Source organism: Gelidibacter salicanalis (assembly GCF_016469035.1).
In the GTDB taxonomy this organism is placed as follows: Bacteria; Bacteroidota; Bacteroidia; order Flavobacteriales; family Flavobacteriaceae; genus Gelidibacter; species Gelidibacter salicanalis_A.
The window spans coordinates 52,445-79,095 of the sequence record NZ_JAEHJZ010000021.1 but is presented as its reverse complement, the minus strand read 5'-3'; the positions used below and the strand labels follow the sequence as shown (position 1 = coordinate 79,095).

Here is a 26,651-nt window from a genome sequence, read left to right as displayed (position 1 = left end):
TTGTTTTTTAGCTTTAACAATATAATTATTAAACAGTCACTTCTAAATCAGCAGGCGTTTTAAACATTTTTATCTGCTGCAAAGGCGCTTTTTCTTCTGGATGCCAATTAAAATCTTTTTTGTAATTTAACAATTGGTTATCAGCATCAGGGTTTATGATGGTCATATAAATCCAGCCGTTATCTAACAAACTCTTAAGATGTGCGTGCTTTTTTAAGATGGCTTCCACAGTTCTCAAAGGTGCTTGAATAACAACCGTAAGTCGCAACGGTTGGTGGTACATTTCAGTATCGGTCGCTTTTAAGGATTGCAGCGGCAGTCCCATTTTTAGGTCGCCACCATTACCTTGTACGACGCCAAACTTTCCTGTAATATTATGTGTTATCTTGGAGCCTCCACCAAACTTATCAGTATCAACAGTTGTGAAATAATAATGGTTGTTAATCCATTGGGTCACAACCATTGGACCGCACATTATGCCTTCAAGCGCAGCACCTTCAGAATCCAACTTATAATCATAAGAATGTAAAAAGCAACGGCCATTTAAATTACTATGATATGTCAAACTTCTTGAGCCAACAATAAAGCCAGCATTTTTTGCCAGTCCCCATTCTGGGCGCGTATCATCCCAGTCGGTTGCTTTTTTATGAGCTAATTTTACGCTGTTGATAGTTTGTAAGAGACGTTCTTCAGTAGCTGTTTGTTGGGCTTTTTTCAAATTCACTTTTAGGGCATGAAGTGCTTTTTCGTGAGATACTGGAACATTATTGTCAAACAGCACAATCGTATCTGTGGTTGTGTTGTGCTCGCCTCCAATAAATACCGTATTTACAGGAATGATAATGTCATGTTTTGTTTTCAAAACATCTCGGACTTCTGGTGTGTTGGCCAGTTGTGCAAGTAAGCGTGCATTGTGGCGTCCTGGACTTGCAGCACAAGCACCACAATCGAGACTGGATGCAAAAGGATTGTTAGTGGTATGGCTTCCGTGGCCGACAAAGAGGACCAACGGCGCAAAATTTCGCCAGCCAATCAAGTCGAAACCGCCTTTTACAATGGCCACTTTTTCATCGAGACTGATGTCTTTTCCTGCATTTGAATCGGAATGGTTATAGGTTATTTTAGGCTCACAAAACCCTTCATGGTCTATCTTATTACGTGTTCCTAATCTATAAAATGATTGTGGTGCGATGGTTTTGAATAGCAGGGAAATGCCATAGAAAAATCCTGCGCCTTCCACAAATCCGAAAGATGAAGGCAACATATTTTTAAGACGTTTCAAGATAAATTCCTTCGAATTTGAAAATTGTTTCTGATTAATGAATATGTCTTTTTTGGAAGATTCTTTAGTATTCGGCTGTTCCGTCATCAGATATGGAGAACCAACAATGGGAGGGCAAGATTTAGTGGTAATATTTGCTTCGTAATGTTGATAATCCATAGCAATTCCGAAGAAACCTGCATATCCAAACGTTTCATAAGCACCTTTGTTTTCGATATGTCTTCTTATGGCTTCTGAACGCGTATCGATACAAAATACCATTTGTGCGTCAAGGCCCGCCCCTTGCGCTTTATTTTTTTTCGTGGTGATGCTATTTGTTTTTAGGGTGGCGAATAAATTCTTTTGGAATGTTTGTTCCCAAGCTTCTAGCCACAAATGTTTTAATTTCAGGTCTGGAATTTCTAGGGGAGGTGTTGAAGCAATTTCAACATTTCCGTAGAGCACTTGAGCAAGGGTCAAGCGCACCGCGAGATAATCTCCAAAATTAATGGGATACTGTTGTTGCCATAAGGAGTTGGTGTCCAAACGATGTTTAATATATCCCATCCAACCAGACAATGGAGCCATATGCTGAAGAAATAAGGTCTTATAATCTGTTATAACGTTTGCGTCCAGCACATTTTTTAGTGCCTCCAAACTGTTGTTCGGTAATTGTTTAGCTACCGATTTTTTGATGGTTCCGTCATGAGATGCCAAAGCTTTCCAAGCCTTATAAAAGCCTTTTTCTTTGTTCGGCATTTGCCATTCCGCAAGACCTTCGTCCATAAATACTGACAACCATTTGGCCATCATCACATCTAATTCTTCATAAGGCGCCGTATTGACCGCCGCTTCTGAACTGCGCATTTGATTGAGATATGCACGCGAACTTTCTGTTAATCCATTAGCTTTCAGAATATTTTCGAGCAATTGTATATCAATATCCTGCTTTTCAAGAGCTTGTTGGTACATGTCAGCACTTGGGTAAGTTTTGGCATTCAATAATTTGGAAGCGTCCTCAACCGCCTTTTCAAAGGGAAAGTTTTCCTGACCTGATAACGGATTGGAGGTCACAAAGGAATACAGAGGCCATGTGGTTCCGAACGTGTTGGAGGCTTCACGGATGCTTGTTTGAAGATCTTTCATAATCAGTTTTGCTTATCTTTAAAAGATAGAATCGTTTTGCTGTAGGGTTGGGAATTGTTTAGAAGCTTGACGTAGATCCAAGCATTTTTTCTGTATATGCCAGAAAGCATCACATAAAAGGCTATTAAAAAAAACAATCCGAAAATGAGGTGGATGGGTTCTAAAGGTACAGCCGTATTTATCATGGGCATATCAGAAATTAGTGTGGTAACGCCATTAAACATGAACGCATAAGCTGCAATCCCTAGAATAATGACTAGAGGTCCTACTATAAGTTGTTTGGCAATAGAAAGACTGCTTTGATTTAAGATATTGTAAACCACTTGGCCAATGGTAATGACCACAATGAAAACGAGGAGTACTCCAGTGTCTAAGGTCATTCCTTTGCCCGTAAGAAAAGCGAAAAGTATACCGCCCAGGATGCTAGAGGTAACAATTAAGAGTGTTTGTAGCGGTTTCCATACTATGGCATCTGGTTGTTTCGGAATAGAGTTTTCAATTTCTTCGCCAGAAGACAAAAATAAATAGGCTTTATAGAATCCGTGTAAAATAAGGTGTGTGATGGCTGCACTGAAAAATCCGAGTCCGCATTGCATAACCATAAAACTCATTTGGGCACTTGTGGAGCATGCCAGTTTTTGCTTAACATTAACCTGCAATAACTTCGTGAATTGCGCAATGATAGCTGTCAAACAGCCGATGACAAAAATGAGTGAAAGCAATTGAGTTTCAAACCATAGTGGCGAAAATAAAGTCAGCAGAATTCCCGCCGCATTTACAAAACCTGCGTGCATTAACGCAGACGCTGGTGTGGGAGAGGTCATGGCAGACATCAGCCATGTATGAAATGGAAAAATGGCCGATTGTATCAAAGCTGCAATCAGGATGCAGAGGGCCGCAATTGTTGTGGTGCCTATTGATAGTTCATTCAGTTGCGATAGGATGCCGTTGATATTCCATTCGCCACTTTGAATGGCCAATAAAATAACCCCTAAAGCTAGAAAAAAGGTGCTGGCGATGTAGTTTTTTCGGGCAAATGAAGCGGCGTGTTTTGCTTCTTTCCATTCGCTGTGAATGCCAATTAATAAAGACATGGTCATCCCCATCAAAAACCAGAATCCCAAAAGTAAAAAAACGTGGTTTGCAATAACAAATGCCATCACAGACAATGTGAATCCAAAACTTATATACGTAAAGCGGTTTTGATGTTTAAATCCTTTTAAATAGTTTGAAGAGTAGGTCTGTATGATAGCACTGAAAAAGGAAACAATCATCCAAATGATGATGGATAAACCGTTGATTTCTATCCATTTTCCTAATTGCCAAATAGGAAGATTGGGAGCATACATTAACAGATATCCACAATTGGCCAAAAACAAAAACCACATGAGAGGAATAAGGGTTTTTGAAGGGTTCAAAGTTTTCGAAGAATCAGTTGAAACCGTATGGGAAATGGAAACTTGCGTCATATAAGTTAAAAGTTTGGTGTATTTATTTAAACTTGTAATTACAGTGCAAAGTTGAAAAAACTTTCTTATTGATTTTTATTTATATATAATATGAATAGCATAAAATAAATTTATGGACTAGAACTTTAAAATAACCGATTAGTTCTCACGTTAGCGAAAAATAGCTCGTAAAGCTCAATAAGAAAGAATAATAAGAAAATTTAATAGGTATTTAATAATTTGATATCCTCCTGAGCAATCCATCCCGTTTTGCCGTCAGAGAGTTTGATTTTCTTCCAATTGTTGACCGTATCCAGAATCTGTACTTTAGTGCCTTCATGAAGTTTAAAGGATTCAGAACTTCTAAGATTTGGTTCGCTCTTAACTTGACTTTCTTTGGCAAAAACAATTGCAGGCCGGTCATTCTTAACAAGATTGTAATTGTTGAAAGCTAAAGCTACAGCGCAACAAGACAGAATTAAAAAGGACATCGCACCTATAAAGGCCATGCGTTTTTTTGTAGAGCCGTACGTGAAATAAAACATCAGATAGAATACCACGAAGAGCAGCATCAGCGCCACGGACAGTTTTGCCCACCCATCGAAGGTCAGCCAATTGGTTATATTCTTCGCAAACTTGGAGAATCCTAGTTCAGGCGTTTTTTCAATGTCATCAATAGTCATATTGCGCGCAAACGCGATGTTATTCTGAATGTCCTTGTCATTAGGAGAGAGTTTTAGGGCCTTTTCGTAATAATAGATGCTAGGTGCAATATGATTGAGTTTGTAATGCGCATTGCCCAAGTTAAAGTACACTGCAGCCGAGTGCTCTCCTGTATCAATAATAGCTTCGTATTTTGAAATGGCTTGTTCAAAATCGGCTTTATTATATAAATCGTTGGCTTGGTCAAATAGGGCTTCGTTTTGAGCAAAACCCAATGTACCAATCAAAGATATCAGTATGTAAACAAAATGCTTCATGTTACTTAATCTGTTTGTCGATTACTGAAATTGTAGTTGCTGCCTTATCATAATCGTGTTGCATAGTCACCTCAGAGAATGGGGTGTAACGGGCCAATTCACAACTATCCAAAATAGATAGAAAATCATTTACTACAGTCTCATCCACTTCACGTTTTAAGAGAAGTGCATTGATGTGATCTTTACTTAAATCGCTAGTTTCAAGACGCAACTTGGCTTTTAAATAATTATGGAGCGCCTTTTCAAGAGCAATGTAAAAGGCCTCTTTTTGACCTAATGCTTTTTTAGCTTCTCCTAAATATTTTTTGGCAAGCCTATCGGCCTTACGTACTTTATTTCCACTAACATCGGCAGCACGTAACGCTTTTTTTCTACGGAATACCATGGCTAACGGAATGGCCATGAGCGGTAATAATAAAGAACTCCAATACCAAGAGGAGTTGAAGAACGGCTCAGAAGTTATAGGCTCAAGATTGGCTTTGCTTTTTACGAATGCAAACTGCTCATTGTTCATGATGACACGTTGTTTGCCTTCTCCAACATTGGCAATATTGCTATCTGAACTTGTGTTATTTGTTGGGCCTTCAATAACATTGACCACGAGTTGCCCTGAAGAAATGGTTTTATAGGTTTCTGTCTTTAAGTCGAAATATGAAAAATCCAAATTCGGGATTGGGTATTTTCCTTTAAACTGCGGAACGATGGTATAATTGTCTACAATACCGCCCTGCATTCCGTCCAAGGTCGTTCTAATGTTTTCAGTATGCTCCGGTTCATACACTTCTAAAGAGCTTGGTAAGGATAATTTTGGCAATTGAAAAAGCTTTAAGTTGCCTTTTCCAGTCACTTCTACTTGGGCTTGTAGAGATTCAGTAGCGTTTAAATCTGTTTTTGATGTGGTTAGTTTAAAATCGAAATCTCCAACAGCCCCAGAGAAATTTGCCGGTTTGCCATGTTCTGGAAGTGCTTTTACATTAAGTGTTTTACTACCCGCAGATACGGTTTTGTGAACCTCTGTGGTTAGAAGACTGCCAAAAAAATCACGTTTGCTAGTGGGCACTTGCACTGTAAGATCCAAGCTTAACGGTTCAAGCTCCAATTTACCCGATTTTTGTGGATATAATACCGTCTTTTTAACCACCAAATAGCGGTAATTACGACCTTTAAATTGCCCTTTTTGAATCTGGTTTCCTTTTAAGTCAATATTCTGACTCCAAAAATCATTGTATCGTGGGTTATTAATTTCTCTAAAATTACTCACCCCTATTTCTTCAGAGACATAAAGTTTGTAGACTACGGTAACCGCTTCATTGAGATACGGATTGGATTTGGAGATTTCAGCGATCAGATGAACATTGTCATCTGCAACGTTTTCAACATTGTCAGGATCGTTTGGTCGGCTTACGGCGGTAGAGATTTGAACCGTTACAGGCGATGTTTTATAGGTTTCTCCTTCAATCTCTATAGTAGCCTGATTGATGGTAATTGAGCCTGTTTTTTTAGGGGCTAAAAAGTAGCTGTAGGTTTTTGAAAATGAACGGACACCATTGACCCAAGAATGGCTGACCGATTGATTTGGCCCTCCAACAACAGTAAAATCAGCAAATGACGGTGGATTGAAATTATCACCATCCGTGTTCATTTCAAAATCTACGCGTAAACGCTCGTTAATACCCAATTGTGTCTTGCTTACTTTGGCCTCAAATTTTACTTGGGCTGAAACAAAGCTAGTGCTTGCTACAATTAGAAATAATGATATGTATGTTTTTAATTTCATATGTAAATTAAAAATTAACGAACAATGATTAACGATTAACGATTTTTGAATTATTGCTTTTAGAGGTTTTAATACTTGCGACAAATATTGAAATTAGTTGATTGTTCTCATCCAAAACCTTTGAGATTTTTTCTTTGTCGCCAATAAATAGATTGGCACGAAAGATAATTTTTAAGCAATTATGGCTTTCTCTCAACTCCTTTAAACAAATTCCCATTTTATGAACAAAATCTTTATGAGATTCAGCGCTTCTTGCTTCTCCGTAATTTAGAGCTGGGGAGCCAGAAGACCTAATCAATTGATTTCCATAATAATTCCCAGCATAATTATTTTTAATTTGCTCAACAATATCAATGATTAATACTGCAAAATCTATAACTCGGTCTTCTAAATCATTTGTCTTCATGATGTTCATTGATCATAAATCGTTAATCATAAATCAAAAATAAGTTTACCAGTCTTTTTCTGTTTTTACTTTAATGCCTTTTTGTTTTTCGGCATTCATTTTTTCCTGAACTTTCTGTTCCTGATTGTTCATGGCTTCCAATAAGTTCTTTATTTGTTGCGGAGATAGTTTTCCAGGCTGCGGTTTTTGTTGTTGGTTTTCATCTTTTCCTTCTTCATCTTTAGGTTTGCCCTCATCTTTTTTATCGTCGCCCTCTTTTTTATCCTGATCTTTTTGGTCGTCTTTTTTATTGTCCTGGTCCTGTTGGTCCTTGTTGTCTTTATCCTGATCCTTATCTTTGTTCTCGTCGTTTTTCTCTTTGTCCTTATCTTGGTTTTCGTCAGGTTGATCGTCTTTTTGCTGTTCAGCACATTCTTTAGCTAAACCAAGATTGTAACGGGTTTCATCATCCGTAGGATCATTTCTTAAGGCGTTTTTGTAAGCCTCAACAGCTTGCTTGCACTGTTTGTTTTTCATCAAAATATTCCCAATATTATGAAATGCCTTGTGTTTTTCTGATTTGTCTATAGCATTTTTAGCCGCCTGTTGTTGTCTGTATAAAGCCTCTTCGTAGTTTCCTTTTTTGTAATAGGAATTCCCTAAGTTGTAATTGCCGGCTACTGAGGTAGGCTGTTTGGAAATTGCTTTACGGTATTCTTTTTCGGCAGAAATGAAATTATCATCGTCCATGAGTTCATTGGCTTCATAAACAAAATCGTTAGACTTCTTTGTGGCCAATAGCTGCTCCTTCTCCTTCCCCTCATTTTGAGAAAATGCGAAAGATGTAAACAATAAGATGAGAAGTGTTAGGTGTTTCATATCTCTATAGCGTAATGAGCTTGTATTAAAACCGATGGATGCCCTTCAGAAGCTCAATTCAAATCAAAATCAAAATTTAATTTCCACATGTTTAAACCCGGGCATAAATCTAAAAAAACTAAAGGAATTAGGGTTATAATGTTTTCTTAAAATATGTGCAGAACCTTGTCTTTAACAGTCTTTTAACCGTAAATCGAGGTTTGTCAGAGTATTGTGGCGCAAATACGCCATGCCTGTCAAATTGCATCCCTAAAAATCTTCGTTAAATAAATTCAGGCGTTTCAACCAAGACGTGCGTCTTTCCAACAGTAGAACATCAATCATTAAAAAGAAAAGTGCTGCAGCTAAAAACCATTGAAATTGCGATTCAAAATCGGCAAATTGTGTGGATTCAAACTCTGTTTTGTCCATTTTATTTAAAATATCCCGGATATGCTCCACAACTTCAGTTGTGTTTTTTCCGTTGATGTACGCGCCGTTGGCTTCATTTGCAATGTTTTGTAAGGTGCTTTCGTCCAAACGCGTAATAACGGTTTCACCATTGCTATCTTTTTTGTAGTTGACAATAACACCATTCCGTTTCTCCGGTATTGGTCCACCTTTAGCATCACCCACACCTATGGTAAAAATCCGAATGCCTTCTTCACTAGCTTCTTGGGCAGCGTCGGTTGCCAAGGCTCCATGGTCTTCACCGTCAGAAATAATGATCAGTACCCGATTGGTGTCTTGATCATCATCAAAATAGGTTTTTGAAAGTTCAATAGCTTCATGGATGGCGGTGCCTTGAGAAGACAGCATGTCTGTATTCATGCTTTGAAGGAACATCTTTGCCGCAGCATAATCTGTGGTAATTGGCAATTGCGGAAAGGCTTTACCGGCATAGGCGATAATCCCCACACGGTCACTGGCCAAGTTATTGATGATCTGCGTGACCAATTGTTTTGATTTTTCCAAACGATTGGGCGCAATATCTTCGGCCAACATACTTTTTGAAACGTCAATGGCAAATACAATATCTACCCCTTCACGTTTGACGGTCTCTAGTTTACTACCCAATTTAGGATTGACCAACGCCATTACCAAACTGGCAAACGCAAGCGAGAGCACTACAACTTTTAAAATGGATTTGAAGAGTGAACTATCGGGACTTAAACGCCTCAATAAGGGTTTACTCGCAAATTTACGCTGCATCCGGTGTTTCCACACCTGCAATAGTAAAAACACAATAATGATCAACGGAATGACCATTAATCCCCAAAACCATATTTTTTCTTCTAATTGCATTTTCTAGTCTTCAGTCCGTAGTTTTCAATCGGCGCAAACACGCCCTGAATTCACGAATATTTTTTCCTGTAATTCTTTTGTTGTGGTTAATTAAAACTTCTAAATACTGTTGATCGTAATAAAAATTCAATAAGCAATAACCCAAAAGCTAAGAGTACGAGTGCACGGTACTTTTCTTCGTAATTATAGTATTTGAACTCTTCTACATCTGTCTTTTCCAATTTATTGATTTCATCATAAATGGCGGCCAGCTTTTTGTTATTATCAGCTCTAAAATATTTCCCACCCGTAACTTTTGAAATCTCTTGTAAGAGGGCTTCATCAATTTCCACTGGCACACGTCCGTATTGAAAATTACCATTACCCAATATGCCAATAGGCGATAAGGCCATTCCATTGGTGCCAATACCTATAGTGTACACTTTAATATCATATTCTACCGCCAGTTCACTAGCAATTTTTGGATCGATAAATCCAGAATTATTGACCCCGTCTGTCAATAAAATAATGACTTTACTTTTTGCCTTGCTATCTTTAATGCGATTCACCGAAGTTGCCAAGCCAGAACCAATGGCGGTGCCGCCTTCAATAATAGTATTGTACTTAATATCACTAAGCGCACGCAATACGATGGCTTTGTCGCTCGTAATAGGTGTTTTGGTATAGCTTTCTCCAGCATATTCTACAATACCGATACGGTCATTAGGTCGCCCTTTTATAAAATCTGAGGCTACTTTTTTAAGTGCTTCCAAACGGTTTGGGAGCAAATCTTTGGCCAGCATACTAGCTGATACATCTATTGCAATTACAATATCAATACCTCTGGTTGTTTTTGTTTTGGTAGATACATCTACAGTTCTTGGTCGGGCCAAAGCCGTAATCACTAAAGCGATTGCCAGCAATCTCAACGCAAATAAGGCGTGTTTTGCCTTGGGCAACCAAGATTGGGTGATTTTAAACCCTTTAATGGTTGATATTTTAAGTTCAGCGGTTTGCTTGTTGTGTTTTAAGACATACCATAAAATGAGCAATGGTAGGACTAGCAACAGCCAGAAAAACTCTTTGTTTAAAAATTCAATCCCTTCCAGCATCATTCTTCTTTTTTGAGTTCAACTGAATGTAAAACCCGATCCATAATGTCATTTGCATATGGGTCTTCTGCATCCCAAATCAAAATAATTTGTTGTAAAATATTTTGCGTTGTAAACGCCAATAACACATAATTTCCTTTTCTATACTGATCCGAAAGTGGGGTTGGAAAAGACGCAGAGCCAAAAACCTTCAAACCTTCAGCTGCGTTAGGGGTAATAAACTGCTCTCTTTTGACCAGAATATCTCTCACATTATTTTTCTCCAGCATTTGTAAGCTTCCATTAACCGCAAGGTTCAAGTCAATTTGGGTAGAATCAGCAACGTTGAATTTTGAGGTGCTCACCACAATATTTAAAGAGCTCAACAAGCTACCGTAGCTAAACATGGTGGTTTTAGCATTGGCCATAGAATCAATTGCTTTCGATTCTACACGTTCTAAAACTGCAGGTGTTGAGATGTAAATTGGCGGAATGCCATACGCACTCGATATCCAATCACCTTCAAGTAACTCTTTACTGTCATTGCCAATAATGGTATCTTTAACATAATCAAAACCGAATTTTATGGAGAACCCTACAAACGTTGCAAGAATCAAAAACAGAGAAAGTGCAGCGGTAATAATCACTTTTCGACGTTTCTTTTTTCGTGCTTGTTCTTCTTTGTATTGTTGATCCAATAATTTTTCTTCTTCCGTAGGTTCTGGCAAGGCTTCTTTTACATTGTCAATTTCTAAATCGATCGTATTTCTATCAATTTTTGCCAATTCAACATCTGGAGCAGATTTAGCGAATTTCACTAAATCGGCACGTTTCAGGATGGTTTCAATATTTCTGATGTCCTCTTTACTCAGTTCAATCTGGTTGCCGTCTTTCAGTAAATTTAAACGATGCACCAATTCATCAGTGGTACTTTCTAGCGCACGATCGTAAACTTTTTCATCTAAATAGCGTCTGATGATAAAGGTCAATTCAGAATAATAGCCCTTAAGTTCGGATTGTTGCAGGTAATCGGTTTCATCCAATTTTTTGAGGGCGAGTTTCGCGCGTTCATACGGTGGTAATAGTGCAATTTCCTCTTCTTCAGATAATGGTTTTTTACGCCAAATAAACCAATACATTAAAAATGCTGCTAAGGCTAGAATCGCTAAAATCAGCAAGGCGGTTTTCCACCAATCACTACTGCTTTTTTCAACTGCTATAAAAGGTTTGATATCATACAGTCCCTGTTTTGTTGAATCTACAAGGATGTTGTTGACTTCGACCTTTAGAGAATCCGTAAAGTATTCTTTGGTTCCAATGATTATTTTTTGTCGTGGAATGGTATAACTGCCAGAATCAAATTGGGTGAGGCCATATTTTTTGATCAAATTGTATTTGGCGCTGTTTTTCGTGGTATCTACTTTATACGATTCAATCATTTCCAAAGGCGAAAAGGTTTGACCCTCAGGGAAAACGACCAAATCTGTTGTGTCTGCCTCGACTTCAATTTTATAGCTAATTTGCTCGCCAATCTTGATTTTCGTAGAGTCTATGGACGACTTAACTTGGGCAAAAGAGAAAAAAGAAATGAGAAAAAAGAACATAGATAAAAAGACCGATGACCAATGACTGAGGACCGGTTTGTTTTTATTCGTAAATCTAAAATCGTAATTCATAAATTGTAAGTCGTTACGCTCTGCGTTTAAAATAGCCCAATAATTTAGTGACATAGCTTTCATCAACCCGACAATCTATAGTGCCCGCACCCGATTTTGAAAATGTGTCTTTAAAATAGCTGACGCGCTCAAGGTGGTATTTGCTATAATCTGTTCTGATCTTTTTTGAAGCCGTGTTGACCAACATAAATTCGCCAGTTTCTTCATCTTGCATTTGGACCAATCCTAAATTCGGAATGCTTTCTTCGCGTTGATCATACACTCTAATGCCAGTAATATCGTGTTTGTTGGCAGCAATTTTAAGCGTTTGTTTATAATCGTCCGCAATAAAATCAGATAATAAAAAAACAATCGCCTTTTTTTTCATCACTCCTGATAAAAACTGTAAAGCTTGGGTAATATCTGTTTTCTTACTTTTTGGTTTAAACTCGATCAGTTCTCTAATGATACGCAATACATGAAATCTGCCTTTTTTTGGCGGAATGTACAATTCAATGGTATCCGTAAATAGAATTAAACCAATTTTATCGTTATTTTGAGTGGCTGAAAAAGCTAAGGTTGCCGCAATTTCAGTAATAATTTCGTTTTTAAATTGTTCATCCGTACCAAACCATTCTGAACCAGAAATGTCCACCATAAGCATCATGGTCAGCTCGCGTTCTTCTTCAAAAACTTTAATGTGCGGTTCATTATAACGGGCGGTCACATTCCAGTCAATATTTCTGACATCATCCCCATACTGATACTGACGTACTTCGCTAAAAGTCATCCCTCTACCCTTAAAGGTGGAATGGTATTCCCCTCCAAAGATATGGTTAGACAAACGCCGTGTCTTGATCTCTATTTTACGTACTTTTTTTAAAAGCTCTTTTGTATCCATTTTTATTGAGTCTGCAGTTGGCAGTCTTCAGTTTTCAGTCGCTATGGTTCAGAATTTAGTTAGACGGGTTACTGCCCACTGCTTACTGCCCACTGTGGACTTTATTTATGGTACTTCAATTTCATTAATGATTTTGTTGATGATATCAACAGACGTGACATTTTCTGCCTCAGCTTCATAAGTAATACCAATTCTGTGGCGCAATACATCATGCACAACCGCACGGACATCTTCAGGAATTACATACCCACGTCGTTTGATAAAGGCATAGCATTTTGCGGCTACGGCTAGGTTGATACTCCCACGTGGCGAAGCTCCAAATGAAATTAATGGTTTTAAATCGGCAAGTTTATATTTTTCAGGATAACGCGTGGCGAAGATGATATCAAGAATGTATTTTTCAATTTTCTCGTCCATATACACTTCACGAACGGTTTGCTGTGCTCTTAAAATTTGTTCTACAGAAACTACGGCATTTACTTTTTCATAAGCGCCTTTCATGTTATTGCGCATAATAAGTTGCTCTTCGTCTATTTTTGGATAATCGATAACGGTTTTTAGCATAAATCGATCCACTTGCGCTTCCGGAAGCGGATACGTTCCTTCTTGCTCAATTGGGTTTTGGGTAGCCATCACCAAAAATGGTCTGTCCAATTTAAAAGTTTCATCACCAATGGTAACTTGCTTTTCCTGCATGGCTTCCAATAAGGCCGATTGTACTTTGGCCGGTGCTCTGTTAATCTCATCTGCCAAGACGAAATTTGCGAAAATCGGACCTTTTTTGATGGTGAAATCATTCACCTTCATATTGTAGATCAAGGTACCCACCACATCAGCCGGTAATAAATCTGGTGTAAACTGTATTCTGCTAAAGCTTGATTCAATAGCTTGAGACAGGGTATTGATGGCTAATGTTTTTGCTAAACCAGGAACACCTTCCAATAGAATATGACCTTGGCCCAACAGTCCGATCAACAAGCGTTCAATCATATATTTTTGGCCAACAATCACTTTGTTCATCTCAAAAGTAAGCAAATCAACAAAGGCACTTTCTCTTTCAATTTTCTCGTTAATGCTTTTGATATCAACTGTATCTTCCATCATATTAGGATTTTATTTTAGACTGAATAGGGTCTGGTTTTTTGAGGACTGCAAATTGTTAAAATTTTTATTGGATTGCTGTTAATAATTGGTTAAAAATTAAAGAGCAACACCATGGGTGTTGCTCTTTTAATACATTTTTATGATTTATGTTCTATTTAATCGTAATCACTCCTAGTGAAGTGTCTTTTTCTACAGTCACTTCCACATTCTTAAGAATTGAAGGCGTAAGCTGAGATGCCGGGTTTGGAGTAACGGTAACCGTATAGCTTCCAGCCGTTAAACCTAACAACAAAAAGTTTCCATTTGCGTCAGCATATGTTGTTACAACATCTACACCATTGGTGGCGCTAATTTGTGTTTGTACACCCAATGGTAAAACGCTACCAGAAATAGTTCCTGTTGTTGCTTCGGCACTGGCTCTAATTACTGGTTTCAAGTTGATGTTACCAGAATTTCCAGCAATAACAATGGATTTGTCCACATCAAAATCCAGTAAAAAGGTATAGGCCGTATTTGGCAACAAGGTTTGATTGAGTTTAATTTTTAATCCAGATTGTTGTGCACTTGGCGTTTTTAAAGGGAATGTCTCCCCGTCAATCACGACGGTATTATCATCACCCAAAATCAAACGGATCTGATTTAAGGTGCCTGAAAGCACTTCAAAATCGTCCACTAAAAGTACATTAACGCCTCCAGTTAATGTCAGTAGATCATAAACTCCAGTGTTAATGGCATTCAGGCTTTGCCAACCTTCCTCACCGTCGCCATTATCATTCACTTTGACCATCACGTCAACGATGTCAATATATACATGCTCATAATCACCAGGGGCATCCATCAATTTTATAGAAACTTTTGCATTTCCTTCTGCATCATTGGCAGCATCATCATCACTACAGCCAAAGGAGAAAAACGTTATAAGGGCTAATAAACTTGCTTTTTTTAATACATTCATGGTATTTGTAATTTATAGGTTTAGTGTATATACGCTTTCTTTAGAGAATTAGACTACAACGTTTTGGAGCCGCCCTTTATCGTGCTTAGTATCTGTTGGTTAGCGCTAAATAATTAAAAAGGCTGGCCCCTCATGTAAATATTTAACGACCTACGGGCGATAGACCAACGTCATAAATCTTAAAAACTAAACTAGATTACTCTTAGAGTTTTAAGTATTTTTATAGTTGAAAACAACTTAACTTAAAAAAGGAATTATGAAGTATTCTCGAATTATAGCAGGAACGATGACCTGGGGAAGGTGGGGCAAAAACCTCTCAACTATCGATATGGTGGAGATGATGCAATTTTGTATGGAACATGGGGTGACTTCTTTTGATAATGCTGATATTTATGGTGGATATACGACGGAAGCTGACTTTGGAAAAGCCTTTACTCAAAGCGGTATAAAACGCGAAAGCATGCAATTGATCAGCAAATGTGGGATTCAGCATCTCTCTGGAGGTCGAAATAACAAAGTAGGCCACTATAATTATGATAAAGACTACATTCTATGGTCAGTAGAGACATCATTAAAACAGTTACAAACGGAGTATTTGGATGTGTTATTGTTGCATAGGCCGAGTCCATTGATGCATCCTGATGAGATTTCAGAAGCAATTCAGATATTGAAACAGCAAGGTAAGATCAAGAGTTTTGGCGTGTCTAATTTTACGCCGTCTCAAGTAGATTTGATTGCAAAGAATGTAGCTGTAGAGGTCAATCAAATAGAATTTTCTTTAACACAACACGAAGCGATGTTTGATGGAACCTTAGATCAAATGATGATAAAAGACATGACGCCCATGGCTTGGTCGCCGTTAGGCACTGTATTTAAAGACGATACGGAACAAACCCGGCGCATACATAAACAATTGGGAGAACTGAGAGATAAATACAAGGCAACAGAGGGTCAATTGTTGCTCGCTTGGATTTTAAAACATCCATCAAAAATCCATCCGGTGGTGGGAACAACAACCCAATCGCGGATTCTAAACGCGGTAAAAGCGCTAGAGATAGATTTAGAATTGGAAGATTGGTTCTTGATGTTGGTGGCTGGCCAAGGACAGGCTATGCCTTGAGTTGGTAGGTGGTAGTCGGCAGTATTCAGTTTACAGTCTCCAGTGAGGCAGATGGCAGTTTGTTGTTGAGGAAAAATAGCCATTCAAATGATGAATATCATATAATAATAAAACTAAATAGAGATTTCTATTTTCACGAAATGACAATATTATGAATAGAAAAACAGCATTAATAACGGGCGCAACAAGCGGTATTGGACGCGCCACGGCTCATGAATTTGCAAAACATGGTATTAATTTAATTTTGTGTGGCAGACGACAGGAACGTTTGGATACCATAAAAAAGGCACTTGAAAAAATAACCGATGTGCATACTTTAAATTTTGATGTGCGTGATAAAGGCGCCACTTTTAAGGCCATTGCGTCGCTGCCAGAGAATTTTACAACCATTGATATTTTAATTAATAATGCAGGCAATGCGCATGGATTGGATCCCATTCAAACCGGAGAGACGGACGATTGGGATGCCATGATGGACATCAACGTTAAAGGACTGCTATATGTAAGTAAAGCCATTATTCCGCAAATGACGGCGCGCCAATCTGGTCACATCATAAATATTGGATCGTCCGCAGGAAAAGAAGTGTATGCCAAAGGGAATGTCTATTGTGCGAGCAAACATGCGGTTTTGGCGATTACTGAAGGGATGCGCATTGATTTGAATCCGTTTAGCATTAAAGTGGGCGCCATAAATCCAGGTCTAGTAGAAACTGAATTCTCACAAGTACGCTTTAAAGGCGATGCGGTTGCTGACTCTGTATATAAAGGGTATAAAGCTTTACAGCCGGAAGATATTGCAGAAATTATTTATTTTGCGATTTCCAGACCAGCACATGTGAATATTGCAGATTTATTGGTATTTCCGACGGCTCAGGCCTCGTCCACGGTTATTAATAAGAGTAGTTAATTTGAACACCGAAGGACAAAATTTTATTAAAATAAACTGGTACTGCATTAAAATAGCCAATAAGAATAACCAACAGCAATAACTAATAGCAATCACCTTGATCAACAAACGCCTTCTCATAAAAAATCTTCTTGCTCACAATGATGAGAACAGCTTCTATGATAAAAAGCGTCAGATTGATATTGGGGAAAAGGAAGGGAAAGCGAAATTTTTAAAGCATGTTTGTGCCTTGTCCAATACCAACCCGAAGAACAATTCATATATCGTCATAGGCGTTGAGGATGATGACAATAGTATTAGGGGTGTTGATTTTTTTGATGATAGTAAAATTCAAAACTTAATCAATGCGTATTTAATAAATCCGCCCATTGTTCAGTATGAAAATATTCCGTTTCCACATTTACCTGATGATAAAGTGGTGGGTTTGGTAACCATTAGGGCTATTGATGGACTTACTTCGTTAAAAAAGAATATCTGGAAATATTACGGTGGCTCAGTATTTTTCAGAGATGGCAGTATGAGTATGCCTAAGGTGTTTGAGGTTGAGATTAAAGATGTCAATTCTCAAATTGTGGAGGCCATTGAAAATAATTCCCAAAATAACATTCAACATACACTCGACGGCGTTTTCGATTTTTTAAATAAACGAAAAGATTACCATCCCCAATACAAAGTATTTAAAGAGTATTTTGTGCTGTGTTGGGCAGGGCAAAAAAAGATGCATCATGGAAAACCATTTTATAGTCGGGTAGATATTGAACTAATCAATGAGCAGGTTAGGCTGTTTTTTTCTACTTTAGATGAGGTGACCATCCGTTATGATGACGATGCGTTCAACATTGTAGAGTACGTGAACTTGGGGATCAATAATAGGTATCAATACTACCCCTTAGAGGAAACTCGCATCAGTTTTGGGAATAATGCCACGTATCAGATTGAAACCAAACTGCTTTTTGAAGCGCCCCAATTTGATAAAAAGGTTCTGCATCATATCTACAATACCAACAACACTATTTTAGAAAAACTCAAAAAAGGATTGACCTTGAATTCCAATGAGGAAAATGATTTGAAAAACTTACCTGCGACCTACCTTATTTGTTATCTCAATTTATTCCATGATGCGGTTGATAAGCTAAATGAGGCCAAACCCTATTTGAAAAATTATAGGCCAGAAGTGTATGAAAGTCTTAAAGAGTCTTTACGGGTTCTTAGGAAAGTGAAGTATAGTTAGCACTGGATTTTTCTTACCGTTTATCGATGTTTTTGGACTACAGGTGCAATTCAACTTTTTTATTGACTTATCATAGTTTTTAATAAATTAGTTTAAAAAAATAGTCGCATATTTACAGTGCTATTAATCAATTATATATACCCTGCTTCTCCTGATGATAATTCAGCATTGAAGCAGGGTTTTTTTTGTATAACATTTCGTCGATATTTTTAATTTCTTACAGAACGCCGTTAGCTCCCCGAATTTTATAAGCATCATCTTTATACCATATGCGTGTTACTGCATATTTTAAAATCTACAATTTTAGAAATTCTTAAATCGTTAAGTTACGCGTTGCGTATAAACTCCTCGCATTTTTCGACCATGTTTCTGCTGCCGCAAACAAAAGGCACGCGTTCATGAAGTTCGGTAGGTTGGATGTCTAAAATTCGCTGATTTCCATCACTTGCTTTTCCGTTGGCTTGCTCAGCCAAAAATGCCATAGGATTACATTCGTAGAGCAAACGCAATTTTCCTTTAGCATTCAAAGAACTTTTGGGATACAGATAAATACCGCCTTTAATCATATTTCTATGAAAATCTGAAACCAAAGATCCTATATAGCGTGAGGTATAAGGTCTGTCTCCTTCTTCCATTTGGCAATATTTGATATAGTTTTTAATGCCTTGCGGGAAATGGATATAATTTCCTTCATTAACCGAATAAATTTGGCCATCCACAGGAAACTCCATATTAGGGTGAGACAAATAAAAGGTGCCAATGGCCGGGTTGAGTGTAAAGCCGTTAACTCCATCTCCAGTAGTGTAGACGAGCATAGTTGAGGTGCCATAAACCACATAGCCGGCGGCTACTTGTTGATTTCCCGGTTGTAGAAAATCTTCAATAGTTACAGGAGTACCAATAGGCGTCACACGTCTGTAAATAGAAAAAATAGTTCCCACAGACACATTCACGTCAATGTTTGACGAGCCATCCAGAGGATCAATAAGCACTACATATTTATTCTGATGATTTTCATCTTGACTGTTAATCGCAATAAAATCATCTTCCTCTTCACTGGCAATTCCACAAACAATATTTCTGTTGGTCATGGTTTGGATAAACTTTTCGTTGGCATAAACGTCCAGTTTTTGCTGGTCTTCACCTTGAATATTCCTATCGCCAGCGGCACCAATAATATCAACCAACCCAGCTTTATTAACCTCATAATTAACCACTTTCGCGGCCAGTCTGATAGAGTTTATAAGACTTGAAAGTTCACCTGATGAGTATTTAAAGGAGGTCTGATTCTCAATAATGAATTCACCTAGAGTTTGATGTGTCCGAGACATGAAGTGTATTTGATTTGTTTCTGCAAATATCGTATTTTTTACCATACTACAACGTTTTCGCAAAAGTTAAATGGTTTTAATTTTACCAGTTTGCGTTATATTTGAAAACAAATTTTTTATAAATGATATTTAAAATAAGAAAGGCTGTTCCACAAGATATGCCTCAAGTACATGCGTTAATTACTGAATTGGCCATTTTTGAAAAAGAACCTGATGCCGTTGAAGTGACTATTTCAGAGTTGCAACAAGATGGTTTTGGAGAACATCCAGCGTTTCAGTGCTTCGTGGCAGAAGTAGATAAAAACGTAGAAGGCATCGCCTTAGTGTACTCCCGGTATTCCACTTGGAAAGGTAAAATATTGCATTTAGAGGATTTGATTGTGAGCCAGAAGATGCGTGGCAGCGGATTAGGTTCTGCACTATTGGACGAAGTTGTACGTTATGGAGATCAATTGGGCGTGAAACGCATCTGTTGGGAAGTGTTGGATTGGAATGAGCCAGCAATAGCATTTTATGAAAAGAAAGGTGCAGACGTTAAACGCGATTGGGATGTGGTCCATTTAACAGAAGACGGAATTAAGAATTATATAGCGACACTAAAGGATGCACGTATTTAAATTTGGTGGTGCCTCTGTAAAAGATGCGCTAGGGGTTAGAAATTTAGAAGCTGTTCTGAGAACAGTTGGGTTTGACAATACCTTAATCGTCATATCCGCCATGGGTAAAACCACCAACGCACTAGAGATTGTGGTGGGTAATTATTTCAATACTAAAAGTGAATTACAAAGTTCGGTTCAGGATGTCAAAAAATATCACAATGCCATTCTATTAGATCTTTTTGATACTGGAGTAGAGGAAACGCATCCTGTTTTTAATAAAGTATCCGTCTTATTTGACGAGTTACGCAGTTTTTTTAATCGAAACAAATCGCCCGATTATAATTTTGTCTATGATCAGGTCATTGGCTATGGCGAGTTGATCTCTACCTTAATTGTAAGTGAATACCTCAATAAGGTTGGAATTAAAAACAATTGGGTGGATGTGCGTGAGTTTATCAAAACAGATACGTATTATAGACGTGCCAACGTTAATTGGGAAGCCACCCAAGCCGCCGTAACGTCTAAGTTAAACACCTCGGTTTTAAATATTACCCAAGGCTTTATAGGTAGTGATGACAATAACTTTATGACCACCTTGGGGCGTGAAGGCAGTGATTATACAGCGGCTATTTTTGCCTATTGTTTAAATGCTGAGAACGTGACCATTTGGAAAGATGTGCCCGGTGTGTTGAATGCTGATCCTCGGTATTTTGAAAACGCACAGCTGCTCAATAAAATTTCCTATCGTGAGGCTATTGAGCTTGCGTTTTACGGCGCATCCGTTATTCATCCAAAAACGTTGCAACCCTTGCAGCAAAAGGAAATTCCGTTATTTGTAAAATCCTTTAAAAACCCGGAACATGCAGGCACAATGGTGGGGAAGGGTGCTGGAATAGAGCCGTTGATACCGTGTTTTATAGTTAAGAAAAATCAGGTATTGATTTCTTTATCCTCTTTAGACTTTTCTTATATCGTGGAAGAGAATATCAGTGAGATTTTCAAATTGTTGGCCTTGTATAAAATGAAGGTTGATGTGATTCAGAATTCGGCCATAAGTTTCTCGGTTTGTGTGGATAATGTGTACAACAATCTGCCCAATTTATTACAACATTTAAAGGCGAAATTTAAGGTGACATGCCATGAAAACGTATCCTTATATACCATACGGCACTATAATCAAGATGCCATTGCACAACTGGAAGTCGGCAAGACCATGTTGTTAAAGCAATTGACACAAGGAACTGTTCAAATGGTTACCCACTAATTTGACGATTAAAAGGGTGACTTAAATTGGACTTTGAGAGCCGTCACAGAAGATATTTATAAAAAAAATTGATTAGGTTTGTAGCCATGACCAAACAGCAGGATATCGGATTAGTAAGTGCAAAAGAAGTCGCGAAAGCCATCAATCTTGATAAGTATGGGGTTCTTGGTACTTTTAGCGGTTGGCTTCTCATGAAAGTCCTTAAAATATCTACGCTCAACAAGGTTTACAACCGCAATAAACACTTAAAAGACATCGAGTTTTTAGATGCTATTTTAGGCGATTTTCAAATCCGGTTTGAGATTCCTGAAGAAGACCTTAAACGATTGCCTAAAGACGGTGCCTTTATAACCGTATCCAATCATCCGCTTGGGGGTATAGATGGTATCCTTCTGCTCAAATTGATGTTGGAGCATCGTGAAGATTTTAAAATCATTGCCAATTTTCTTTTGCATCGTATAGAGCCTATGAAGCCGTACATCATGCCGGTCAACCCGTTTGAAGATCGAAAGGATGTGAAATCGAGTGTGGCAGGTTTTAGAACTGCCATTTCACATTTGCGTAACGGTCATCCGTTGGGCATATTCCCGGCCGGCGAAGTGTCCACATACAAAGACGGGAAATTGGTCATTGACCGCCCTTGGGAAGAAGCCGCCATGAAACTTGCTCAGAGGGCAGAGGTTCCTGTAGTGCCCATTTATTTTCATGCTAAGAACAGCAAACTTTTTTATAAGCTTTCCAAAATCAGTGATACGTTTAGGACAGCCAAATTACCTTCAGAAGTTTTGACGCAAAAAAGGCGCGTTATTAAGGTAAGAATTGGAAGACCAATCTCAGTAGCCGATCAAAGTGAACACACTACGCTAGAAGAGTTTTCTGATTTTTTACGAAGGAAAACCTATATGCTGGCCAATAGTTTTGACGAAAAAGGTAAATTTCTCAGTAATATATCCTCCACATTAAAAGTTCCAAAACCTATCAAAAATATTGTAACGCCTGTAAGTGTAGATAATATGATAAAGGAGGTTAATTATCTGCGTGAACATGACGGGCGACTCTTGGAAAGCAAAAATTACGAAGTTTTTTTTGCAGATTCTAAGAGCATTCCAAATATCCTGCGAGAAATTGGTCGCTTGCGCGAAATCACTTTTAGAGAAGTAGGTGAGGGGACCAATGAATCTATAGATTTGGATCCGTTTGATTCGTATTACCATCACATGTTTTTATGGGACAACGACACTAAAAAGTTAGCAGGCGCTTACCGTATGGGCTTAGGTTCAAAAATATTTGCCAAATACGGTATTGACGGGTTCTATCTTCAGGATCTGTTCCGTTTTGAACCTGAACTTTATAAAATGATGAGCGAATCCATTGAAATGGGGCGCGCCTTCATCATCAAAGAGTACCAACTCAAACCGATGCCTTTATTCCTCTTATGGAAAGGTATTGTACACACTACCTTGCGTTATCCAGAACACAAATACTTGATTGGCGGCGTGACTATAAGCGATAAGTTTACCAACTTCTCGAAATCGTTGATGATTGAGTTTATGAAATCCAATTATTACGATCCTTATATTGCGCAATATGTGCATCCTAAAAAGGAATTTAAGGTGAAATTAAAAGATGCCGACAAGGATTTTGTGTTTGATGAAACCGAAGCCGATTTGGTCAAGTTTGATAAAATTATTGATGAGCTGGAACCAGGCACTTTGCGTTTGCCAGTACTTATCAAAAAATACATCAAGCAAAATGCCAAGGTCGTGGCGTTTAATGTTGATCCATTGTTCAACAACGCCGTAGATGGTTTAATGTATATCAGAATTGCAGACCTGCCAGAAAGCACCGTAAAACCTGTGATGGAAGAATTTCAAGCGGAGATGGAGCGCAAGTTTGCGGAGAATGGTGATGCTCCTGAAGTTTAGACTTGCAGTAAAGAAATGAATACAGAAATTTTAAAAAGAGCCAAATTCTATCAATTTGGCTCTTTTTTTGAGCTTTAAAAGGATTTGAACCAATCCTGAAAATAGTCGCCTACAACAGGCGTCAATTTCTTTTCGCCATTAACAGCACCAATTAAGCTCATAATCCAGAGCACCAAAAGACCCAAGTTGAGGATCCAACCAACCAACGGGATAACGCTTAATACAATAGCACAAAGCATCAATCCCAGCATTTGCCGGATATAAAAGGATGCAAAATCGCTTTTCGTGTTATTGTTCATTACCAAAGCGACAATCCACCCAATTAGGGTGAGATGCGCAATTAATGCGATGTTTTTACCGTCTTTAGCTATGGCGTTGACATCATTTTCCAAATTACGGGTAGCGCGTTTCGCATCCTCTGTAAACTCGTTTGCACTTTGTTTTGTATGGTCTGTAAATTCTCTCTCGGTTTCTTGTGAATCGTCTAACATATCGTCAAGATCGTCACCTAAATTTTGATCGTTTGCCATCTTTAGTTTTTTTTAGAGATTAGTTGTAATGTATTTAAAATTAGAATATTAAAGATAGCAAAAATTCTTATTGTTTCAGAGGAAAGCCTGATCAATAGGTTCCCACAGTTCTATTTTGTTGCCGTCATTATCTAAAATCCAACCAAATTTACCATACTCATGGGTTTCCATGTCGCCCACAATGGTCACGCCTTCTTCCTTTAATACCTGAAGAAGTGCCTCCAAATTTTCAACCCGATAATTGAACATAAAGTCTTTTTTTGAAGGCTCATAGTATGTGGTATCTTCTGGAAAAGGACTCCATTGCGTAGAACAATCGTTACCTTCTTTGTCTTTCCACCAAAAAGTGCAACCATAGGCATCAGTGTCAAAGCCCAAATGTTTTTTATACCAGTCTTTTGAGGCGTTTGGATCTTTGCTTTTAAAAAACAAACCGCCAATTCCTGTCACTCGTTTTTCCATAATAATTCTCGTTTTTTAATGTATATCCACTTTTTATTATACTAGTGAAAAATCCGCGAACATCTCCGTAATCAGCGGGAAACAAAAATAAGCGTACGGAAAATTATCCCACAGATCTCGCAGATTTACGCTGCAAAATTTTTGATGAAATATACATGTTATTATAATGAAACAATTTATACCATTATGATGTTTTACGGACGATTAATTCTTTTTCACATGCGTTTCATAAACCGCAATCCACTCCTCAACCGTTAGTTTAGAAGCCAATTCTCCAATGAGTTCAAACGGAATGTCTTCCACTTTCTTAAACCGAATACAACTTTTACCCATATCTAATTTACGCTTGGAATGTTTAGGATACTCAGACACAAACCAATCGTGAATTTCCGGAATTGCATAAATTCCGCTATGGTATAAGTTGATGGATTTTTTTTGTGATGCCACACTCATAAAGGGTAAAGGATCTGAAAGCTTGCAATGATAGCCGTCAGGATAGATACTGTGGGGTACATAATACCCAATCATGCCGTATTGAATGCCTTCTTCAAAACCTTCCGGTAAATTATCGAGGATGGTTTTACGTAATGTTCTTAAGCTGTTCTTGCGGTCTTCAGGTACCTGATTGATATAATCTTCAGGCGAGATTGCTTCGTATTGCATGGTGTATAATTTAGTATTGCTTTAGGATGTTAACCATTTTTATACATGTTGATCGACTAGAATCATATTACAATCAGGATCAGATACCATAAAACTTGCAGGACCTGAAGTGCTTTCGTCAGCTTCAGAAATCAACGGAATTTGGTTTGACTTAAGATGTTTTTGCAGGTCTCTCACATCTGTAAACTTATCTAATTTGGTGGCGTTTTCATCCCATCCCGGATTGAAGGTAAGGATATTGTTCTCAAATATGCCTTGGAAAAGTCCTATTAAGACATTTCCGTTTTTCATAATGAGGTAATTCTGATCTAAATGACCCGCAAACACAGTAAAGCCTAGATTTTCATAAAATGCTTGTGATATGGTAAGGTCTTTTACGCTTAAACTTACTGAGAATGCTCCTAGATTCATGAGATTTTTGTATTTGTATTAAACACTGAAGGCTCAAAGATTGGTACTACAGAGCTAGTGTTTCAAATAAAGATACACATTGTAGAAATATTTAAAATTAATTTCGGTCAGAATTTTAGAGAAATCCCCTAAAATCAGCAACAGTAGACCGCATAAATTACCGTGCTACTAAAGTGTGAACTGATGTTTAATTTTATCAACGATTGTTTGGGCTAATTTCTCTTTGCTTTCAACCGTCCAGCCCGCCACATGAGGGGTTAAAAGGACATTCTTTGCTTTAATAAGGTATCGGAAGGCCTCAGGCATTTCTGACGTAAACAGATCTTCAAATGACGATTTTTCGTATTCCAAAACATCTAAACCTGCCCCTAGGGTTTTACCAGATTGTAAAGCTTTCACCAAATCTTTGGTCACTACACTTTTACCACGTGCCGTATTCAATAACCAGAATGGTTTTTTAATGGCATTGATGAAACCGGTATTGATCATGCCTAAAGTTAGTGGGGTTTGTGGGGTATGTAAGCTCACTACATCAACGCTCTCTTGAAATTCATTAAGTGATACTTGTCTGGCGTGGTCATCGCCCACATGATCTTGAATATCGTAACATAACACCTCGACCTCAAATCCGCGAAGTTTTTTAGCAAACGCTTTTCCCATATTGCCGTAGCCCATAAGCCCAACGGTTTTCCCGTCTAATTCAACACCTCTATTGTCTTCACGGAGCCAGTGTCCCGATCGCACTTCCTGATCCGCTTTATTGAGATTGTTAAATAGCGATAACAACATTCCTAAGGCATGCTCACCAACAGCATTCCGGTTGCCTTCTGGTGCTGCAATTAGGCGGACGCCTTTTTTTTGTGCATAATCACCATCAATGTTTTCCAATCCTGCGCCAACACGCCCAATGAATTTAAGGTTTGTAGCAGCATCTAAAAACGTTTTGTCAATGCTAAAACGGCTTCGGATGATCACGCCGTCATACACATGGATTTTTTCTTCTATGGTAGATTTAGAGGAGGTATAGTCTTCATCATTTTCAAAACCCAATGCTTTAAGTTGATTGATGAGTAACGGGTGATTGGTATCGAGGTGGAGGATTTTCATGCTAATTTCCTGAGAGGATAGGAGTTTTGTTTTAATAAGTTATAGTATCAAAATTAAGAAAAGCGTGGGTACTTTTGGGTGTGATCAGCATTATATTTTAAAACCCTTCCGTCTTCAATTCCTTTACTGGAATTGAATCCACCTTCCCTTGAAAGAAGGGAAGGAATTGTTTGATTATTTTATATTTTGAAGATTAAAGTATAAATTTAAATGCTCCTCCTTTTCAAGGAGGAGTGGCTTCTGATTCGGGGAAGAA

Annotated in this window: 24 protein-coding genes; 6 read left to right on the top strand and 18 right to left on the bottom strand. The window is 38.1% G+C overall.

Translation table 11 applies throughout. The annotated features are described in order from the left end of the window. Positions 1–28: 28 nt before the first annotated feature. From JEM65_RS09755 to JEM65_RS09700, 12 genes are all read right to left on the bottom strand, one after another. On the bottom strand, positions 29–2,407 hold the full coding sequence (locus JEM65_RS09755; protein WP_233530599.1) for a DUF2309 domain-containing protein: 2,379 nt from the start codon (positions 2,405–2,407) through the stop codon (positions 29–31). Positions 2,408–2,409: 2 nt separating this feature from the next. Further along, positions 2,410–3,876, bottom strand: coding sequence for a proton-conducting transporter transmembrane domain-containing protein (locus tag JEM65_RS09750; protein WP_199598963.1), 1,467 nt, complete (start codon positions 3,874–3,876; stop codon positions 2,410–2,412). A 200-nt stretch (positions 3,877–4,076) separates the two neighbouring features. Continuing rightward, a complete protein-coding gene (locus JEM65_RS09745; RefSeq protein WP_199598961.1) occupies positions 4,077–4,835 on the bottom strand; it encodes a tetratricopeptide repeat protein in 759 nt (252 codons plus the stop codon). Between the two features lies 1 nt (position 4,836). After that, positions 4,837–6,612, bottom strand: coding sequence for a BatD family protein (locus tag JEM65_RS09740; protein ID WP_199598960.1), 1,776 nt, complete (start codon positions 6,610–6,612; stop codon positions 4,837–4,839). Between the two features lie 28 nt (positions 6,613–6,640). Continuing rightward, positions 6,641–7,018: a four helix bundle protein gene (locus JEM65_RS09735; protein ID WP_199598959.1), complete on the bottom strand. Its 378-nt coding sequence runs from the start codon at positions 7,016–7,018 to the stop codon at positions 6,641–6,643. 45 nt (positions 7,019–7,063) lie between these two features. Beyond that, on the bottom strand, positions 7,064–7,876 hold the full coding sequence (locus JEM65_RS09730; RefSeq protein WP_199598958.1) for a tetratricopeptide repeat protein: 813 nt from the start codon (positions 7,874–7,876) through the stop codon (positions 7,064–7,066). 249 nt (positions 7,877–8,125) lie between these two features. Further along, complete coding sequence (locus JEM65_RS09725) at positions 8,126–9,160, bottom strand: vWA domain-containing protein (protein ID WP_199598957.1); 1,035 nt, start codon at positions 9,158–9,160, stop codon at positions 8,126–8,128. A gap of 86 nt (positions 9,161–9,246) precedes the next feature. Continuing rightward, positions 9,247–10,251: a vWA domain-containing protein gene (locus JEM65_RS09720; RefSeq protein WP_199599003.1), complete on the bottom strand. Its 1,005-nt coding sequence runs from the start codon at positions 10,249–10,251 to the stop codon at positions 9,247–9,249. Beyond that, positions 10,251–11,906: a BatD family protein gene (locus JEM65_RS09715; protein ID WP_199599002.1), complete on the bottom strand. Its 1,656-nt coding sequence runs from the start codon at positions 11,904–11,906 to the stop codon at positions 10,251–10,253. The genes JEM65_RS09720 and JEM65_RS09715 overlap by 1 nt, the downstream gene beginning before the upstream one ends. Before the next feature lie 13 nt (positions 11,907–11,919). Beyond that, a complete protein-coding gene (locus JEM65_RS09710; RefSeq protein WP_199598955.1) occupies positions 11,920–12,786 on the bottom strand; it encodes a DUF58 domain-containing protein in 867 nt (288 codons plus the stop codon). A gap of 105 nt (positions 12,787–12,891) precedes the next feature. Next, positions 12,892–13,890, bottom strand: coding sequence for an AAA family ATPase (locus JEM65_RS09705; protein WP_439953509.1), 999 nt, complete (start codon positions 13,888–13,890; stop codon positions 12,892–12,894). Between the two features lie 151 nt (positions 13,891–14,041). Next, positions 14,042–14,845, bottom strand: coding sequence for a DUF4382 domain-containing protein (locus JEM65_RS09700; RefSeq protein ID WP_199598954.1), 804 nt, complete (start codon positions 14,843–14,845; stop codon positions 14,042–14,044). Positions 14,846–15,101: 256 nt separating this feature from the next. Between JEM65_RS09700 and JEM65_RS09695 the strand changes: the two genes are divergently transcribed. The 3 genes from JEM65_RS09695 to JEM65_RS09685 all read left to right on the top strand — a co-directional run bounded on the left by JEM65_RS09695 (position 15,102) and on the right by JEM65_RS09685 (position 18,103). Next, positions 15,102–15,965, top strand: a complete 864-nt coding sequence (locus JEM65_RS09695; RefSeq protein ID WP_199598952.1) for an aldo/keto reductase — start codon at positions 15,102–15,104, stop codon at positions 15,963–15,965. Between the two features lie 151 nt (positions 15,966–16,116). Further along, positions 16,117–16,872, top strand: a complete 756-nt coding sequence (locus JEM65_RS09690; RefSeq protein ID WP_199598950.1) for an SDR family NAD(P)-dependent oxidoreductase — start codon at positions 16,117–16,119, stop codon at positions 16,870–16,872. Between the two features lie 97 nt (positions 16,873–16,969). Beyond that, positions 16,970–18,103, top strand: a complete 1,134-nt coding sequence (locus tag JEM65_RS09685) for an ATP-binding protein (protein WP_199598948.1) — start codon at positions 16,970–16,972, stop codon at positions 18,101–18,103. A gap of 326 nt (positions 18,104–18,429) precedes the next feature. Here JEM65_RS09685 and fbp read toward each other — a convergent pair whose 3' ends face one another. Further along, positions 18,430–19,434 carry a class 1 fructose-bisphosphatase gene (fbp, locus tag JEM65_RS09680; protein WP_199598946.1) on the bottom strand — a complete coding sequence of 335 codons (1,005 nt, stop codon included), beginning with the start codon at positions 19,432–19,434 and terminating at the stop codon, positions 18,430–18,432. Positions 19,435–19,556: 122 nt separating this feature from the next. Here fbp and JEM65_RS09675 point away from each other — a divergent pair, with 122 nt between their 5' ends. The 3 genes from JEM65_RS09675 (at position 19,557) to JEM65_RS09665 (ending at position 23,222) form a co-directional block, all read left to right on the top strand. Continuing rightward, the gene (locus tag JEM65_RS09675; protein ID WP_199598945.1) at positions 19,557–20,051 is read left to right on the top strand and encodes a GNAT family N-acetyltransferase; all 495 of its coding nucleotides are present in this window, start codon (positions 19,557–19,559) and stop codon (positions 20,049–20,051) included. Then, entirely contained in the window at positions 20,038–21,297 is a 1,260-nt protein-coding gene (locus JEM65_RS09670) for an aspartate kinase (protein WP_199598944.1), read from the top strand. The genes JEM65_RS09675 and JEM65_RS09670 overlap by 14 nt, the downstream gene beginning before the upstream one ends. An 86-nt stretch (positions 21,298–21,383) precedes the next feature. Then, positions 21,384–23,222: a GNAT family N-acyltransferase gene (locus JEM65_RS09665; protein ID WP_199598999.1), complete on the top strand. Its 1,839-nt coding sequence runs from the start codon at positions 21,384–21,386 to the stop codon at positions 23,220–23,222. A 74-nt stretch (positions 23,223–23,296) separates the two neighbouring features. Here JEM65_RS09665 and JEM65_RS09660 read toward each other — a convergent pair whose 3' ends face one another. The 5 genes from JEM65_RS09660 to JEM65_RS09640 form a co-directional block, all read right to left on the bottom strand. Further along, on the bottom strand, positions 23,297–23,752 hold the full coding sequence (locus tag JEM65_RS09660; protein ID WP_233530597.1) for a DUF4870 domain-containing protein: 456 nt from the start codon (positions 23,750–23,752) through the stop codon (positions 23,297–23,299). 75 nt (positions 23,753–23,827) lie between these two features. After that, the gene (locus JEM65_RS09655; RefSeq protein WP_199598943.1) at positions 23,828–24,214 is read right to left on the bottom strand and encodes a VOC family protein; all 387 of its coding nucleotides are present in this window, start codon (positions 24,212–24,214) and stop codon (positions 23,828–23,830) included. 204 nt (positions 24,215–24,418) lie between these two features. Further along, positions 24,419–24,877 (bottom strand): DUF1801 domain-containing protein, encoded by a 459-nt coding sequence (locus JEM65_RS09650; protein ID WP_199598941.1) that lies wholly within the window; start codon positions 24,875–24,877, stop codon positions 24,419–24,421. A gap of 39 nt (positions 24,878–24,916) precedes the next feature. After that, a complete protein-coding gene (locus tag JEM65_RS09645; protein ID WP_199598939.1) occupies positions 24,917–25,288 on the bottom strand; it encodes a VOC family protein in 372 nt (123 codons plus the stop codon). 168 nt (positions 25,289–25,456) lie between these two features. After that, positions 25,457–26,395, bottom strand: coding sequence for a 2-hydroxyacid dehydrogenase (locus JEM65_RS09640; RefSeq protein WP_199598938.1), 939 nt, complete (start codon positions 26,393–26,395; stop codon positions 25,457–25,459). Positions 26,396–26,651: the final 256 nt, after the last annotated feature.